Origin of the sequence: Weeksella virosa DSM 16922, from assembly GCF_000189415.1 — a bacterium.
Taxonomy (GTDB): Bacteria; Bacteroidota; Bacteroidia; order Flavobacteriales; family Weeksellaceae; genus Weeksella; species Weeksella virosa.
The window spans coordinates 149,588-162,924 of record NC_015144.1 but is presented as its reverse complement, the minus strand read 5'-3'; the positions used below and the strand labels follow the sequence as shown (position 1 = coordinate 162,924).

The following is a 13,337-nucleotide window of genomic DNA, read 5'->3' as shown; positions in this document are numbered from 1 at the left end:
ATCTGCATGAGGATTCTAGGCCTTTCTAAAGCTCGCCATCTGTTAGAAGGTTTTTTTTATACCAATCTCTATTTGATTTTTATCGTTTGGAGCTTAAGTTGGGAAAGTATACAATTGCAAAAATTACCCCAAAATTCGATTCTGTTTTATTTGCTTTCAGCATCAGCAACATTCCTTTTTTATCTGTACGCCTACCGGAAGGATACCAAAACCTTAAACCAAAATAATCTTCGAAGTGTTTATTTCTATAACCATCCGAAGACTATCCTGTTTTTAGTCAATTTATTTCGGTTTATCTTTTTAGTAATTGCGATATATTTATTATTGAATCATCCGATCAATACCAAAATAATTTTTAGTTTTCCTTTTTGGGTGGCGATTGCGACAATTCTCTTTGCACTGGTTTTTTACGATAATAGGCTTGGAATATCGTTACGCAAAAATACTTTTATCAAACCTTTTTTCATCGGTTGGTCGTGGGCTATTGTGACTGTTCTTTTACCCTATCTTTGTCTTGTCTGGCAAAATAAAGTAGCAACTTTACCAAAAATTATTTTTTATGGTGTTTTCTTTCATACGTTTTTATTTTGTAGTATCAATGCAATAATATTCGACCTTAAAGATTACGAAGAAGATGCCCATGTACAATTACAAACTTTCGTGGTGAAGTACGGATACCTTCAGACTCTTTCTCGGGTGATATTGCCCTTGTTGATAATCGATTCTGTATTGGTGGGCAGCTTTTCTGTTCTAGAAAAATTTTCTATACTACAAACACTAATACTTCAAATACCTATTTTGTTGATGACTGTTTTAGTCTTTGTTTTGAGAAAACAAAAAAGCTTGCTTTTCTTTTTGGTAATAGTAGATGGAGTACTTTTTCTCAAGGCTATTATTGGTATATTGGTCAGCAATGTTTAATCTCTACTTGTGTAACATTAGTCACTTTACAGTTCGTAATTTATCCTCAACTTTGCAACAAAAGTTAGAAACAATGGAAATAATTATGCAGCCATGGCCATGGTATGTCGGTGGGCCTATCGTTGGTTTTATTATGCTAATATTAATGTATTTAGGGAAAAGTTTCGGATTTTCATCTAATTTTCGAACTCTATGTTCTGCCTTGGGTGCAGGAGAAAGCTGTGAGTTTTTCAGATTCGATTGGAAAACACAACGTTGGAATTTATTATTTTTGGTCGGAGCCATTGCAGGTGGGTATGTAGCATCGCATTGGTTATCAGACAATCAAGTGCCGCAAATAGCACAAACAACCATTGAGCAGTTGCATGCAGAAGGTTTTGCAAGTGCAGGTTCTTCTTATTATCCTGCCGAAATTTTCGATCATCTAAGCCCGAAAAATATTGTTCTTTTGGTGATAGGTGGTTTATTAATCGGTTTTGGAACGCGTTATGCAGGAGGGTGTACATCCGGACACGCAATTTCTGGTTTGAGTAATTTGCAATGGCCTTCGCTCGTTGCTGTCGTTGGTTTTTTTATCGGTGGATTGATCATGGTTCATCTAATTTTTCCTTTAATTTTTTAACACAATGAGAAGTATAGTATATATCGTATTAGGCGTATTATTTGGAGTCACCATGTACAAAGCAGAAACTGCTTCATGGTTCAGAATCTACGAAATGTTCAAATTTCAATCATTCCACATGTACGGATTTATGATGGGTGCATTGATTGTTGGCGTTATCGGAATACAAATAATCAAAAGAAAAAATGCAAAAGATATCGATGGAAGAGCAATTGTCATCGAACCAAAAAGTAAAACCATTCCTCGTTATTTGATTGGTGGAATACTTTTCGGTTTAGGTTGGGCCCTAATCGGGACTTGTCCAGGAACTATTTTTGTACTCTTTGGTAGCGGTGTGTATTCGATGATTTTGGTTATCGTTGGTGCTTTGTTGGGGACATATCTATACGGTGTGTTACGAAACAAATTACTACATTAGCAGAATGATAAGTGAGAAAATAGCCCAAACCTATCCCAACCAATTCGAAGAGGAATTGTTGGCAGAATTTAATGAGTTAGGTACCTTGGTAGAATTCAAAGCTGGTGAACAGTTAATTTCTATCGATCAGTATATCAAAACAATGCCGATAATCCTAAAAGGTGCAATAAAAATCATGCGAGAAGATTTAGACGGTGGTGAACTGCTACTTTATTTTCTCGAGCGTGGCGATACTTGTGCAATGACCATGGCTTGTAGCTTGGGTGAACGACAAAGCAAAGTACGTGCTGTTGCAGAAACCGATGGTGAAATGGTTATGATACCGATTACCAAAATGGATCAATGGTTGGTGAAATATCATTCTTGGCGAACATATGTTTTCAATAGCTATAACCATCGTTTAGATGAAATGCTGTTGGCACTAGACAATCTTGCCTTCAGTAACATGAATGATCGATTGAGAAAATATCTTATCGAAGTTGCTTCCATCAACAATGGACATGTTATCAATAAAACGCACCAAGAAATAGCGAATGAGCTCAATACCTCACGCGTGGTAATTTCGAGATTATTAAAAGCGTTCGAAAAAGAAGGTTTTTTAGAACTCAATCGCAATACCATTCGGATCAATGTTTCTGCTTTGTAAAAAATAAATAATTTAGGTAGGATAAAATTCATCTTGTCCAAAGTAAAAAAATACAATTCTTTCAACCTCAAAAGTTGATGAAAACCATCGGAGAAAATTTCGATGGTTTTTTTATTCTTCATACCTTGTCCATACAAAAACCAATATATAAAATGGAAGAAATAATTTTTCGACAAGCAACCATGAACGATGCAGAAGCAATTTGGGAAATCCTGCAAGAAGCAATCCTAAAACGCAAACAAGACGGCAGTTCTCAGTGGCAAAATGGCTATCCGAACCCAACGGTGATTGCAGAAGATATCGACAAGGGTTTTGCGTACGTAATGCAGCACAAAAATGGCGAACTAAAAGGCTATATTGCGATCATAGATGAGGTAGTACCTGCGTACGAAAAAATAGACGGAAGATGGTTGAGCAATCGAGAAGCTTTGGTTGTTCATCGTTTGGCAGTAGCACAAGATCATCCGGTAAAAGGATTGGGAACTTGGGCAATGCGTGAAGTGGAAAAAGTAGCTAATGCGAAGAATATAAACAGTATAAAAGTAGATACCAACCACGATAATCATGGTATGTTGCGCATATTCGAAAAGTTAGGGTATGTATATTGCGGCGAAGTAGAGTTGAGTGGAGGCAAACGAAAAGCATTCGAAAAAATAATTTAATAGTTTTACATTTACACAATTTATCATTCCTTACAACCAAAGACAATCAACGAATAAATGGGGCAATTACAAAGACTATTTAATCTAAAAGCAGGTGAAGAAGATCCAAGAAAAGTACTAGACGATGTCTATAAAAATATTTCTTTTCGTGGAGCAAATTTATGGATTTTGGCCTGTGCAATTCTCATTGCATCTATCGGGCTCAATATGAATTCTACCGCTGTAATTATCGGGGCGATGTTGATTTCGCCGCTCATGGGTCCCATTGTAGGAGCGGGTTTCGCATTGGCAACGTACAATTTTAATCTTCTCAAAAAATCCGTTAAAAATTTGGCGATTGCAACCATAGTCAGTCTTTTGGTATCGGGAGTATACTTTTATTTGAGTCCATTCAAAGAAGTGCAGACCGAATTGCTTGCAAGAACTTCGCCTACCATTTACGATGTTTTGATTGCCTTTTTCGGGGGGCTTGTAGGAGCAATTTCTATTACACGAGTAGACAAAGGAAATCCGATTCCAGGTGTTGCCATTGCCACAGCGCTCATGCCGCCCTTGTGTACAGCAGGGTTTGGTTTGGCTACTTTTGATTTTAAGTTTTTTCTCGGGGCGATTTATCTCTATACCATCAATTGTTTTTTTATCGGTATTGCGACCTTTATCATTATCAAAGCATTAAAATATAAACCGATTGTTACCGACAATGCAGCGTTAGATAAAAAATTGCGTTATATCATTCCGACTTTAGTCGTTTTGATGGTTTTGCCAAGTTTTTATTTAGCCTATAATTTACTGAAAGAGAAACAGTTTGCCCAAAATGTTGAAGCTTATATCCAAAAGAATTTTACCCAAAAAGGCTATACATTAATTTACAAAAACATTAACTATCAATCTAATCCAAAGGAAATTGATGTAGCTTTTCTGACCAAAAAATTTGATAGTGTAGAAATCAACCAATTGAATGATGATTTACTAAACTTTCATTTAGCCAAAACGAAATTAAAAATTCGACAAGGTGAAAATGATCTGAAATCGGAAATCTTATCCGAAATCAATGCGCAAACCAACTCATTGAGTCAGCAAGAAATAGAAATTAATTTATTGAAAAATGAATTAAAAAACTATCAAGTAAACGGTGAGGAGCTGTTGAAAGAAATGGCTGTTCTATTTCCAACAATCCAGACTATTTCGGTAGGAAGATTACAAAAATATCCACGAACAGATTCGCTTTCTTTGACGACAATTGTTCTTTTTTCTGGTGAGAATCTAGAAGAAGAAAAGTTGCGTTCTTGGTTGCGTGTAAAGCTAAACGATCCCTCATTAGAAGTGCTTCAGCAAAGGGAAGGTTCAACAAATTAGTTGATCGAGAACTTCTTCAGAAACCTATAAATATCATCATTGGCACCGTAGATTACCAATACATCGCGTGGCTCGATAATGGTTGTAGAAGAAGGAAAACCTTTTACTTCGGGTACGATTTTATATTCTCCAAGAAAACTCGCTTCTTCTTTCTGTTGAATGATCGTCATCACTAAAATATTATGATTTTTCTTGAATTGTATTTCGTCAAAGGTTTTGCCCACCAATTCTTTAGGTGTTTCTACCTCGATGATGCTAAATTTTTTATTGAGTTCGAACGAGTCTATTACGCCCCTCACATTGAGTTTTTTTGTCCAGCGTTCTGCCGATTCGGCTTCTGGTCGAATAATCTCTGTAATACCAATGGCTTGTAGAACATTTTCGTGTAATGGATTGATTGCTCGACTGATTAACCTTTTCACATTCATGTTCTTGAAAATAGCCGTCGCCATAATATTCGCACCTTCATCTTCGCCAATACTCACAATTACAATATCGGTATTGTCTATAGGCAGTTTACGGATTGCTGTTTCGTCGGTGGCATCCATACAAATCGTATAAGATAATTTATCTTTAAGCGACTCTACTTTTGCCATTTTGTTATCAACACCTATAATTTCATGACCCAATTTAGCCATTTTTCTGCCCAATGATTCGCCAAAATTACCTAATCCTATAATTATAATTTTCATGGTTCTAAATTTTTTGTTGGTTCGTTAAATCAAAATTTCATCGGTAGGATAACGATAATTTTCTGAGGTTGTTTTTTTGAAGAATGCCATCAATATCGTAATCATTGAAACCCGCCCAATGAACATCATCGAAATTACAACAATTTTACTTTCGCTGCTGAGATAAGGTGTTGTATTTCTCGAAAGACCTACGGTAGAATAAGCCGAAAAGGCTTCGAAGGCAACATTGATAAGGTGCAAATGGCTATCGAAACGTGTCATCAAGAAAATACCAAGTCCGATAACAAGAAAAGAAAGCGTCATTACGGCGAAAGCTTTTTGCACATTCACAGGGCTAAGTTCTCTTTTGTAGATTTCTATTTTAGTTTTGCCTCGTGCGATGTTGAGGAAGTTTACTACAGCAATTGCAAAAGTACTCGTTTTGATTCCGCCACCGGTACCGGCAGGTGAAGCACCAATCCACATGAGAAATATTATGATAAGGGTAGATGAAAAGTGGAGTTCGGTGAAATCGATATGGTTGAAACCTGCAGTTCTAGGGGTGGTTGAGAGAAAGATTGCTGAAATCAATTTTCCGAATCCTTTGTGCGGAGCTAAGGTTTGATAATATTCTTCGAAAAATAGGATGATTGTAGAAATTATCAATATGCATAATGTAGTAACAAGGTTTACTTTAGAACTTAGTGTAAATACCCAAGTTTTATTGTTAGGTGTTTTTTGGATGAATCGGAAAATGGTCTTCTGGATAAAATAACGAAAATATTTTAATAGATTAATGAGAATCGGAAAACCAATTCCACCCAAAAAAATCAAGAAAATCAATGCCGATTGAAAAGGATAATTGAAAATTAATTTATCATTCATCACATTGTTCGGTAGGGTAGAGAAGCCAGCATTACAAAAAGCCGATACTGAATGAAAAATGCTAAAAAAAAGTTGATCGAAGAATGTAAAGTTGATATTATCTACCGAAAAGAAAATAAAAATAGCACCCAATAATTCTATCCCGAAGGTGAGCAAAAGTATCCTTTTCACAAAGTCGAATACCTCACTTATCGTGTCGTGATTGGCTATGTTGCCAAGAGCTATTTGGTTTTCGTAGGTCGATTGTCCTTTGAAGAAATAAGCAATATATCCTGCAAATGTTAAAATGCCGAGTCCACCAGCTTGTATCAAAAGCATCAATAAGAAATGTCCAAAGGGAGTGAATGTACTTGCAGTGTCTACCACCGTAAGTCCTGTAACACAAACTGCGCTCGTGGCTGTAAATAGAGCATCAAGATAGCTAATAGATTGTGTGGTAGCTTTTGGTAGCATAAGCAATCCCGAACCGCCAAAAACCAAAATTAAAAAACTAATGATAAAAAGCTGTGGAGGTGTAATTTTTGATTTTCGAATGTTGAGTTGCGGAATAGCAATTTCTCTTATCAATTTTAGTACGATTGCAAGCTGCAAGTATTTACTGACATAGAAAAAAGAATATTCGTTTAATTGTCGATAGATACAATAGAGGACAATTGCAATGCTAATAAGGTCGAAAATAAATACACGAGTAATTAATTTTTCTGCAAAAATAATGTTGTTGAAGGAAGTTCTTACAACTCCAATTAGCAGAATGGTGATGAAGAAATAATTTACATATTGATAGTATATCTTAGGAAATCCAAAGCCGAGCATCGCAATTAGAATCACGATTGCTAGGATATAAGTAGCGGATAATACTTTTCCTAATACACGATTTTGGGTGATTTTTGCAATTTTATTATACATTCAGCATCTAGACCAAGTTACGAAAACAGAACAAACTTATGCTTGCTCTGTTTTTACACTTTTATTCATTCTCAACAATGTATAGCCTACAATACCTGCAATCATAGAACTTGCTAATACAGAGAGTTTTGCTTCTGATATATGCAAGGGGTCGTTGAAAGATAAAATAGAGATAAAGATAGACATGGTAAACCCAATACCTGCTAAAAAACCTACACCAACGATATGAAACCAGTTACTATTTTGGGGTAATTCCCCTATTTTTAGTTTAGTACATATGAAAGAAGCTAGAAGAATACCGATTGGTTTACCCAAAAGTAATCCTACCGAGATTCCCATACCCAAAGGAGCGACAAGACCACCCAGCATTTCCTTTTCTAGCGTAATATTGGTGTTTGCAAATGCAAATAAAGGGATGATGAGAAAGTTGACAGGTTTTGCAATCGCATGTTCTAGTTTTTCTAGTGGAGATTCTATTTCTGTATCATTCGTTGGTAATGTCATTGCAACCAAAACTCCTGCAATGGTTGCATGGATGCCCGAATGATGAATAAAGTACCAAATAAAAACACCTGGAATTAGGTATAACCAAGGGTTTTTTACATTAGAACGATTCATTGCAATAAGTATAAGCATTCCGATACCTGCATAGAGAAGATTCATGGCATGGATTTCGTCTGTGTAGAATAGGGCAATTACCAAGATCGCAATAAGATCATCGACAATGGCTAGAGCGGCTAAAAATATCTTAAGGCTACTAGGAACCCGTTTATCGAGTAGAGAAATTACGGCAAGAGCAAAAGCAATATCGGTTGCCATAGAGATTCCCCAACCGTGTTGAGTTTCGGTCCCGGCATTGAAGCCTAGATAAAACAAAGCGGGGATAATTGCTCCACCCACAGCACAAATAATAGGTACGAGAGCTTTTCGGGGCGAAGAAAGTTCTCCTTCTACAATTTCTCTTTTGATTTCTAGACCAACCATCAGGAAGAAAATAGTCATCAAACCATCATTTATCCAGGTAGAAATATCGTATCTTAGGTGAATATTAGCGTTTTCGAAACCAATTTCCTTTGCAAAAAAATGGTGTAAACTATCTGCGACCGGACTATTGGCAAGAAGCAAAGAAAGGATGACACAAAGAAAGAGGAGAAATCCTCCAAAATTACTTGATCGTACAAAGTTTTTGAAGGCGTTTAGATTAATTCTCATTGGATTGTTCATGTTGTTTTTCTAAAAAATTAGTATGCAAACTAACAAAAAAAATACGAATTTTTAGGATGAAGTCGGTAAGTTTTTTTTGTTTTTTTAATTTAACCTTTTCTTGATGATTTATTTATACTCTTGCTGTTTTTCATCCTATCGAAAACCTGAGAAAATTAGTATAGTTGATCCAATGGAGAAATAACGGATCGTAAAGTATGATTGCTTACGTGCGTGTAACTCAGGGTTGTTTTTATAGATTCATGTCCCAATAGTTTTTGGATATGAGAAATATCTGTACCTAATTCTAACAAATGTGTCGCGTAACTGTGTCGAAGACTATGAATACCAACATTTTTCTGAATTTTAGCCTTGTGCATAGCATCTTTAAAAACTTTTTGTATTGTCCGAGTAGATATTTCGCTTCCGCCTCTGCCTTCGAATAAAAAATAAGAGGGTCTATAGGTAACATAATAAAGTCGAAGATCTTCTAGAATGCTTTGAGGCAAGGTGACGAATCTGTCCTTTTTACCTTTTCCTCTTTCTATTCTTACCGTCATGGTTTGGCTGTCGATGTCAATAATTTTCAGTTTAGCCAATTCACTCACCCGAAGTCCCATGCCGTAACAAAGTTTTAGGATCATCAGATGTTTGAGGTTGTCGGTAACAGAAAATAGAAGAAGAATTTCTTTTCTGTTCAATGTTTTGGGTAATTGAAGAGGTTTTTTGGGGCGAGGAATATCAAAAAACATACGCTCATACTTCAATACCTTTTCATAGTAAAATTTCACGGCATTCATTCTACTATTTATCGTAGCTTCACTTAGTTTATGTTGCGTTGCACAAACCAAAAAGTAGGCTTGTAACTGGTCTGGAGTGAGATTTTCGACGGCAACATCATCGAAAAAATTAAGAAAAGATAAAAACTCTGTCCGATAAGTTTTAATCGTATTATTACTATAACTTTTGAGAGTGAGGTAATTGATAAATTGTTTGAAGGCGTGATGATGAATCGGGTGAATATTTTCTGTAATATGCTCATAGTTTTCTTGTAATCCTACAAAACTTCTGTTGGCTTTAGTATTTGGGATATACCAAGCCTTTTTGGTGACAGAATAGCGAGGTTTACAAAATAAATGTAGAATATCCATATTTTCTTTTGAGTAGTTAAAGAAAATCCAGATAATGTTTTTGTTTCTATGTTGGGCAATTTCGAAAGAAAAGTGGGCGAGTAATGGATTCATGGCGAGTACGGATTTTAAATATTATTGAATTACGCAAAACAAATATTTATTATAAATAGAACGACTAATTTATAAATAAATATTGATATAGAGTGTTAATATACAGTGTTTTGTGATTTTAAAATTTAAGATGCATATAAAATGTTATTTCGTATATTTGAGTGTTAGCTGTCATTGTACAACCGACAGTGCTAAAATCAAACGACAGACGAAAAATGAATTTAGAAAACAGAATAGATATTCAACAACTTGAACCGAACGCATACAAAGCAATGTTTGCCTTGGAAAATTACCTACAAAATTCAGGGCTTTCAAAAACACATCTGGAGCTGATTAAAATTCGGGCTTCACAGATTAACGGTTGTGCTTTTTGTATCAATATGCACACTTCAGACGCTTTGAAACAAGGCGAAACAGCACAACGGATTTTCTTGCTTAATGCTTGGAAAGAAACTGAATTATTTGCCGAAGAAGAAAAAGCGATTTTAGCCATTACAGAAGAAGTAACGCTAATTAGCCAAAACGGGTTAAGCGATAAAACCTACAAACAAGCTGAAAAACTTTTTGACGGAAATCAAATTGCACAAATCATAATGGCAGTTGTAACCATAAATGCGTGGAATAGAATTGCGATAAGCACAAAGAAAACGGTAAAATAGAAATTATGAAAATCATTCGTTTAAACCCTGAAAATATTCCTGCACCTGTTGGCAAATATTCACACGTTACGATAATTCCGAAAAATTCAGATTTATACACTTTTTCGGGACAGATTGGTGTAGATAGTGACGGAAATATTCCCGAAAACCTGAACGAACAAGTACACAACACATTTAAAAACATCAAACAGATTTTAGAAAGTCAAAACCTGACTTCTGATGACGTTATAAAAGTCAATATTTGGGCTACGGAAGAAATTGATTGGGATTTTTTGTATGCAGAATGGGAAACTTTATTCGGACAAACCTACCCCTCAATGACTATTGGTTATGTAAAAGCGTTAGGTCTTCCCGAAATAAAAATAGAGGTTGAGATTTGGGGAGCGAAACAATGAATATAAACAACGAACAGCTAACAAGGGTTTTGCGTCAGGCGGGTCGAACGTTCCCGTTCGACACTTTTTCGTAAATTTGAGCTTTGTCGCTCGCTCGGAATTTTCTGCTGAAAATCCCGCCCGAACGCAAAGCCCCGAACCGTTAGCTGACATTTTTAAAAAACGATCTGTCGGATAATTCTTTAGTGAAACTTTGATTTACACTAAGGAAATTTGAAGAAGATGCTTGATTTAAGTAGTTTAAAAAAATGAATGCTAAAAGTCGGAGGAAGCCAATAAAACGACTTTAAAAAAGAGTGTAGGCGCCAATTTAAATTTATATATTTATGAAAAATTTATTTTTATCATTATCGATTTTATTAATAGGTAGTTTTGCGGTTGCAAATCAAAACTCAAATAACACCAAAGTAAATGAGTATGAGTATTACACAATTAACGAGGATATGAGTGTAACATATTGTGTTTCTGCAGGCGGGCAATTATTTTGTTGTGAAGCGGCTACGTATCCTGAAGCACAATCTTGTGCTAGAAGTATGGCAATACAGGCTTTTGAACCACAAGGATAATTATATGTGAGGCAATATTTGTCTCACTTTTAATATATAAAATTACAATATATGAAAATTCTATATCTACTATTGATTACATATTATTTTATACCTAAATGTAATTCTCAGACAATTCAAATAGACTACTATTATAATTATAAATATTCGGAAGTAAATCCAAAGGACACGTTATTAGGCAAATTGCTTCATCAAAATGAAATATCAGTATTTAACATTCCAAAATATTTTTTTAAACCAAACACAATTGATTTTGATATGGACGGAAATATTATAGGTGAAATAGATTCTGTTCAAAATCAAGTTTATAAAAATTTTAAAGAAAAAAATATATTTTCATATTCGGATGTATTATTTCAAAAAAAAATAACAATAAAAGAACCTATCATAGATGTGAAATATACGTTAACTGGTAATAGGAAAATCATTCTAGGATTTGAGTGCAGTGAAGCTAAATTTGATTATAAAGGAAGAACCTATTTTGCTTATTTCACAGAATCAATCCCTATAAAAGATGGACCATGGAAATTTTATGGTTTACCAGGATTAATATTAGATGTAAGAGAGGAAAATGATGTAATTCATTTGTGGGCAATAAAAATAAATCAATTAAATGATGATTTGAAAATTGCTCCAACAATTGAGCTAACAAACACAAAAAGTTGGGAACAAATAATCACCGATGCAAAAAAAGCATACTTTGATTACAAAGAATGTTGCAATAATGCAACAATTTACACACCCAATGTAATTGAAATGTATGATCTAAACAATTAAATATCATATTATGAAATATATAATTTTGATTATGACATTTATTTTACCGTCATCTTTAACATTTTCTCAAGTTGGAGAAAATTTAGATAATGATAAATTTAGTGCATTATATTTAGTAACTTCTACTCATATTGATGAAAAAGGAAAAGAATATCATTCAATACCGGCAGAATTTGAATTATTGTACGACTCCAAAATGTCACAATTTGAATATATCCCCAAGATAAACAACCGCCAAGAAGAAGGAGATTTCTTTACAATGGCTTCTTCAGGTATTATCTTTGTGAACCTAGAACAAAATAAAATGTATGAAAGAAAATCATCATTAGGAAAAAATTATTTCATTGAAGACTCCATACCAAAATTTAATTGGAAACTAATATCTGACGATGAGAAAAAATTTAAAACCTATATATTAAAAAAAGCAATATATGAGAATTTAGAAGACAATATAATTGTTACGGCATATTATAGTGAAGAAATGACTTGTCCCTTTGGGCCAAGCTTATATGGAGGTTTACCCGGATTAATTTTCGAAATTCAAATCGAAAAAAAATATGGAAATAATTTAAAAGATATCACATATTACAATCTTGTAGAAATAAAAAATACAAACAAAGAATTTAAAAAAATTAATTTCACAAAATCCATTACATATGAAGAATATCAAAAATTATATAAAAAAGCGTTAAAGAACATGATGGAAATGAATAACGGTGGAGTAGACACTTCTGATTAAAACGTCAGCTAACAAGGTATTTATTAAAGACGGGCTTAATTGCTCGTCTTTTTGCTTTTGTCTAATTCGATAGTTTTTGTATGTTTACGTAAGTATTTGCTATGACTCCCGTCCTTCATAAATACCCGAAACGTTACCAGCAATTTTACCAAACACACCGCAGACAGAAATGAAATCGAAAATTCAAATTTATATTTTACTAATTGGACTTCTTTTAAGTTCTTGCGGACAAATATCTCACGAAAAATTTGACTCAGAGAAATGGCAAAACTCAAACTTAAATCTCGAAGAAAATTGGAATTTAAGATGGAGTATGATGAATGATTTGCGTAATAATTACAAACTTGAAGGAAAAACAAAAAATGAAATAATTGCTCTACTTGGAAAACCAGACAACGAAACGAAAAATGAATTTTACTATTATCTTGGTTACTCTGGGAAAGGAATAAATAAAGGCACACTAACAGTTATTTTTAATGAAAACAATGTTGTGAGCAAAATTAAAGTACATCAAGGATGAAAAATGCAATTAGAACAACTTCAATAATTTCTTACCTGTTAATAATTCTAGCAGGACAAATGATTGGTCTCCCTTTTATTTGTTGGTTATTCTTCACCTTATTTGACTTTGGTAATATTGACCAACTTTTTGCAATTTTAGGAATTA

16 protein-coding genes are annotated in these 13,337 nt (G+C 34.2%); 12 read left to right on the top strand and 4 right to left on the bottom strand.

Annotated elements, in window-relative coordinates:
• The first annotated feature begins 324 nt into the window (after positions 1-324).
• The 6 genes from WEEVI_RS00850 (at position 325) to WEEVI_RS00825 (ending at position 4,625) form a co-directional block, all read left to right on the top strand.
• The gene (locus WEEVI_RS00850; RefSeq protein WP_126414802.1) at positions 325-921 is read left to right on the top strand and encodes a UbiA prenyltransferase family protein; all 597 of its coding nucleotides are present in this window, start codon (positions 325-327) and stop codon (positions 919-921) included.
• 73 nt (positions 922-994) lie between these two features.
• Positions 995-1,543 (top strand): YeeE/YedE family protein, encoded by a 549-nt coding sequence (locus WEEVI_RS00845; protein ID WP_041942010.1) that lies wholly within the window; start codon positions 995-997, stop codon positions 1,541-1,543.
• A 4-nt stretch (positions 1,544-1,547) separates the two neighbouring features.
• The gene (locus tag WEEVI_RS00840) at positions 1,548-1,961 is read left to right on the top strand and encodes a DUF6691 family protein (RefSeq protein WP_013597284.1); all 414 of its coding nucleotides are present in this window, start codon (positions 1,548-1,550) and stop codon (positions 1,959-1,961) included.
• A 4-nt stretch (positions 1,962-1,965) separates the two neighbouring features.
• Entirely contained in the window at positions 1,966-2,607 is a 642-nt protein-coding gene (locus WEEVI_RS00835; protein ID WP_013597283.1) for a Crp/Fnr family transcriptional regulator, read from the top strand.
• 77 nt (positions 2,608-2,684) lie between these two features.
• Entirely contained in the window at positions 2,685-3,269 is a 585-nt protein-coding gene (locus WEEVI_RS00830) for a GNAT family N-acetyltransferase (RefSeq protein WP_013597282.1), read from the top strand.
• Between the two features lie 57 nt (positions 3,270-3,326).
• The gene (locus WEEVI_RS00825) at positions 3,327-4,625 is read left to right on the top strand and encodes a DUF389 domain-containing protein (RefSeq protein ID WP_013597281.1); all 1,299 of its coding nucleotides are present in this window, start codon (positions 3,327-3,329) and stop codon (positions 4,623-4,625) included.
• Here the strand turns inward: WEEVI_RS00825 and WEEVI_RS00820 are convergent.
• The 4 genes from WEEVI_RS00820 to WEEVI_RS00805 all read right to left on the bottom strand — a co-directional run bounded on the left by WEEVI_RS00820 (position 4,622) and on the right by WEEVI_RS00805 (position 9,534).
• Positions 4,622-5,317 carry a potassium channel family protein gene (locus tag WEEVI_RS00820; RefSeq protein WP_013597280.1) on the bottom strand — a complete coding sequence of 232 codons (696 nt, stop codon included), beginning with the start codon at positions 5,315-5,317 and terminating at the stop codon, positions 4,622-4,624. The genes WEEVI_RS00825 and WEEVI_RS00820 overlap by 4 nt on opposite strands.
• A gap of 24 nt (positions 5,318-5,341) precedes the next feature.
• A complete protein-coding gene (locus WEEVI_RS00815) occupies positions 5,342-7,087 on the bottom strand; it encodes a TrkH family potassium uptake protein (RefSeq protein ID WP_013597279.1) in 1,746 nt (581 codons plus the stop codon).
• Between the two features lie 36 nt (positions 7,088-7,123).
• Positions 7,124-8,299: a Na+/H+ antiporter NhaA gene (gene nhaA, locus WEEVI_RS00810; protein WP_041942198.1), complete on the bottom strand. Its 1,176-nt coding sequence runs from the start codon at positions 8,297-8,299 to the stop codon at positions 7,124-7,126.
• Positions 8,300-8,466: 167 nt separating this feature from the next.
• Entirely contained in the window at positions 8,467-9,534 is a 1,068-nt protein-coding gene (locus WEEVI_RS00805) for a tyrosine-type recombinase/integrase (RefSeq protein WP_013597277.1), read from the bottom strand.
• A 215-nt stretch (positions 9,535-9,749) separates the two neighbouring features.
• On the opposite strand from WEEVI_RS00805, the gene WEEVI_RS00800 reads away from it, so the two are divergent.
• The 6 genes from WEEVI_RS00800 to WEEVI_RS00775 all read left to right on the top strand — a co-directional run bounded on the left by WEEVI_RS00800 (position 9,750) and on the right by WEEVI_RS00775 (position 13,190).
• Positions 9,750-10,193, top strand: a complete 444-nt coding sequence (locus tag WEEVI_RS00800; protein ID WP_013597276.1) for a carboxymuconolactone decarboxylase family protein — start codon at positions 9,750-9,752, stop codon at positions 10,191-10,193.
• Between the two features lie 5 nt (positions 10,194-10,198).
• On the top strand, positions 10,199-10,588 hold the full coding sequence (locus WEEVI_RS00795; protein ID WP_013597275.1) for a RidA family protein: 390 nt from the start codon (positions 10,199-10,201) through the stop codon (positions 10,586-10,588).
• 326 nt (positions 10,589-10,914) lie between these two features.
• On the top strand, positions 10,915-11,154 hold the full coding sequence (locus WEEVI_RS00790) for a hypothetical protein (protein ID WP_013597274.1): 240 nt from the start codon (positions 10,915-10,917) through the stop codon (positions 11,152-11,154).
• Positions 11,155-11,205: 51 nt separating this feature from the next.
• Positions 11,206-11,931 carry a GLPGLI family protein gene (locus tag WEEVI_RS10835; RefSeq protein ID WP_013597273.1) on the top strand — a complete coding sequence of 242 codons (726 nt, stop codon included), beginning with the start codon at positions 11,206-11,208 and terminating at the stop codon, positions 11,929-11,931.
• A 10-nt stretch (positions 11,932-11,941) separates the two neighbouring features.
• A complete protein-coding gene (locus WEEVI_RS00780; protein ID WP_013597272.1) occupies positions 11,942-12,670 on the top strand; it encodes a GLPGLI family protein in 729 nt (242 codons plus the stop codon).
• Between the two features lie 169 nt (positions 12,671-12,839).
• The gene (locus WEEVI_RS00775; protein ID WP_013597271.1) at positions 12,840-13,190 is read left to right on the top strand and encodes a hypothetical protein; all 351 of its coding nucleotides are present in this window, start codon (positions 12,840-12,842) and stop codon (positions 13,188-13,190) included.
• The last annotated feature ends 147 nt before the right edge of the window (positions 13,191-13,337 follow it).

Excerpts from the sequence above, each read along its gene's own strand:
- WEEVI_RS00845 (WP_041942010.1), top strand. The coding sequence starts at position 995 with ATGGAAATAATTATGCAGCCATGGCCATGGTATGTCGGTGGGCCTATC.
- WEEVI_RS00840 (WP_013597284.1), top strand. The coding sequence starts at position 1,548 with ATGAGAAGTATAGTATATATCGTATTAGGCGTATTATTTGGAGTCACC.
- WEEVI_RS00835 (WP_013597283.1), top strand. The coding sequence starts at position 1,966 with ATGATAAGTGAGAAAATAGCCCAAACCTATCCCAACCAATTCGAAGAG.
- WEEVI_RS00830 (WP_013597282.1), top strand. The coding sequence starts at position 2,685 with ATGAAAACCATCGGAGAAAATTTCGATGGTTTTTTTATTCTTCATACC.
- WEEVI_RS00825 (WP_013597281.1), top strand. The coding sequence starts at position 3,327 with ATGGGGCAATTACAAAGACTATTTAATCTAAAAGCAGGTGAAGAAGAT.
- WEEVI_RS00820 (WP_013597280.1), bottom strand. The coding sequence starts at position 5,317 with ATGAAAATTATAATTATAGGATTAGGTAATTTTGGCGAATCATTGGGC.
- WEEVI_RS00815 (WP_013597279.1), bottom strand. The coding sequence starts at position 7,087 with ATGTATAATAAAATTGCAAAAATCACCCAAAATCGTGTATTAGGAAAA.
- nhaA (WP_041942198.1), bottom strand. The coding sequence starts at position 8,299 with ATGAGAATTAATCTAAACGCCTTCAAAAACTTTGTACGATCAAGTAAT.
- WEEVI_RS00805 (WP_013597277.1), bottom strand. The coding sequence starts at position 9,534 with ATGAATCCATTACTCGCCCACTTTTCTTTCGAAATTGCCCAACATAGA.
- WEEVI_RS00800 (WP_013597276.1), top strand. The coding sequence starts at position 9,750 with ATGAATTTAGAAAACAGAATAGATATTCAACAACTTGAACCGAACGCA.
- WEEVI_RS00795 (WP_013597275.1), top strand. The coding sequence starts at position 10,199 with ATGAAAATCATTCGTTTAAACCCTGAAAATATTCCTGCACCTGTTGGC.
- WEEVI_RS00790 (WP_013597274.1), top strand. The coding sequence starts at position 10,915 with ATGAAAAATTTATTTTTATCATTATCGATTTTATTAATAGGTAGTTTT.
- WEEVI_RS10835 (WP_013597273.1), top strand. The coding sequence starts at position 11,206 with ATGAAAATTCTATATCTACTATTGATTACATATTATTTTATACCTAAA.
- WEEVI_RS00780 (WP_013597272.1), top strand. The coding sequence starts at position 11,942 with ATGAAATATATAATTTTGATTATGACATTTATTTTACCGTCATCTTTA.
- WEEVI_RS00775 (WP_013597271.1), top strand. The coding sequence starts at position 12,840 with ATGAAATCGAAAATTCAAATTTATATTTTACTAATTGGACTTCTTTTA.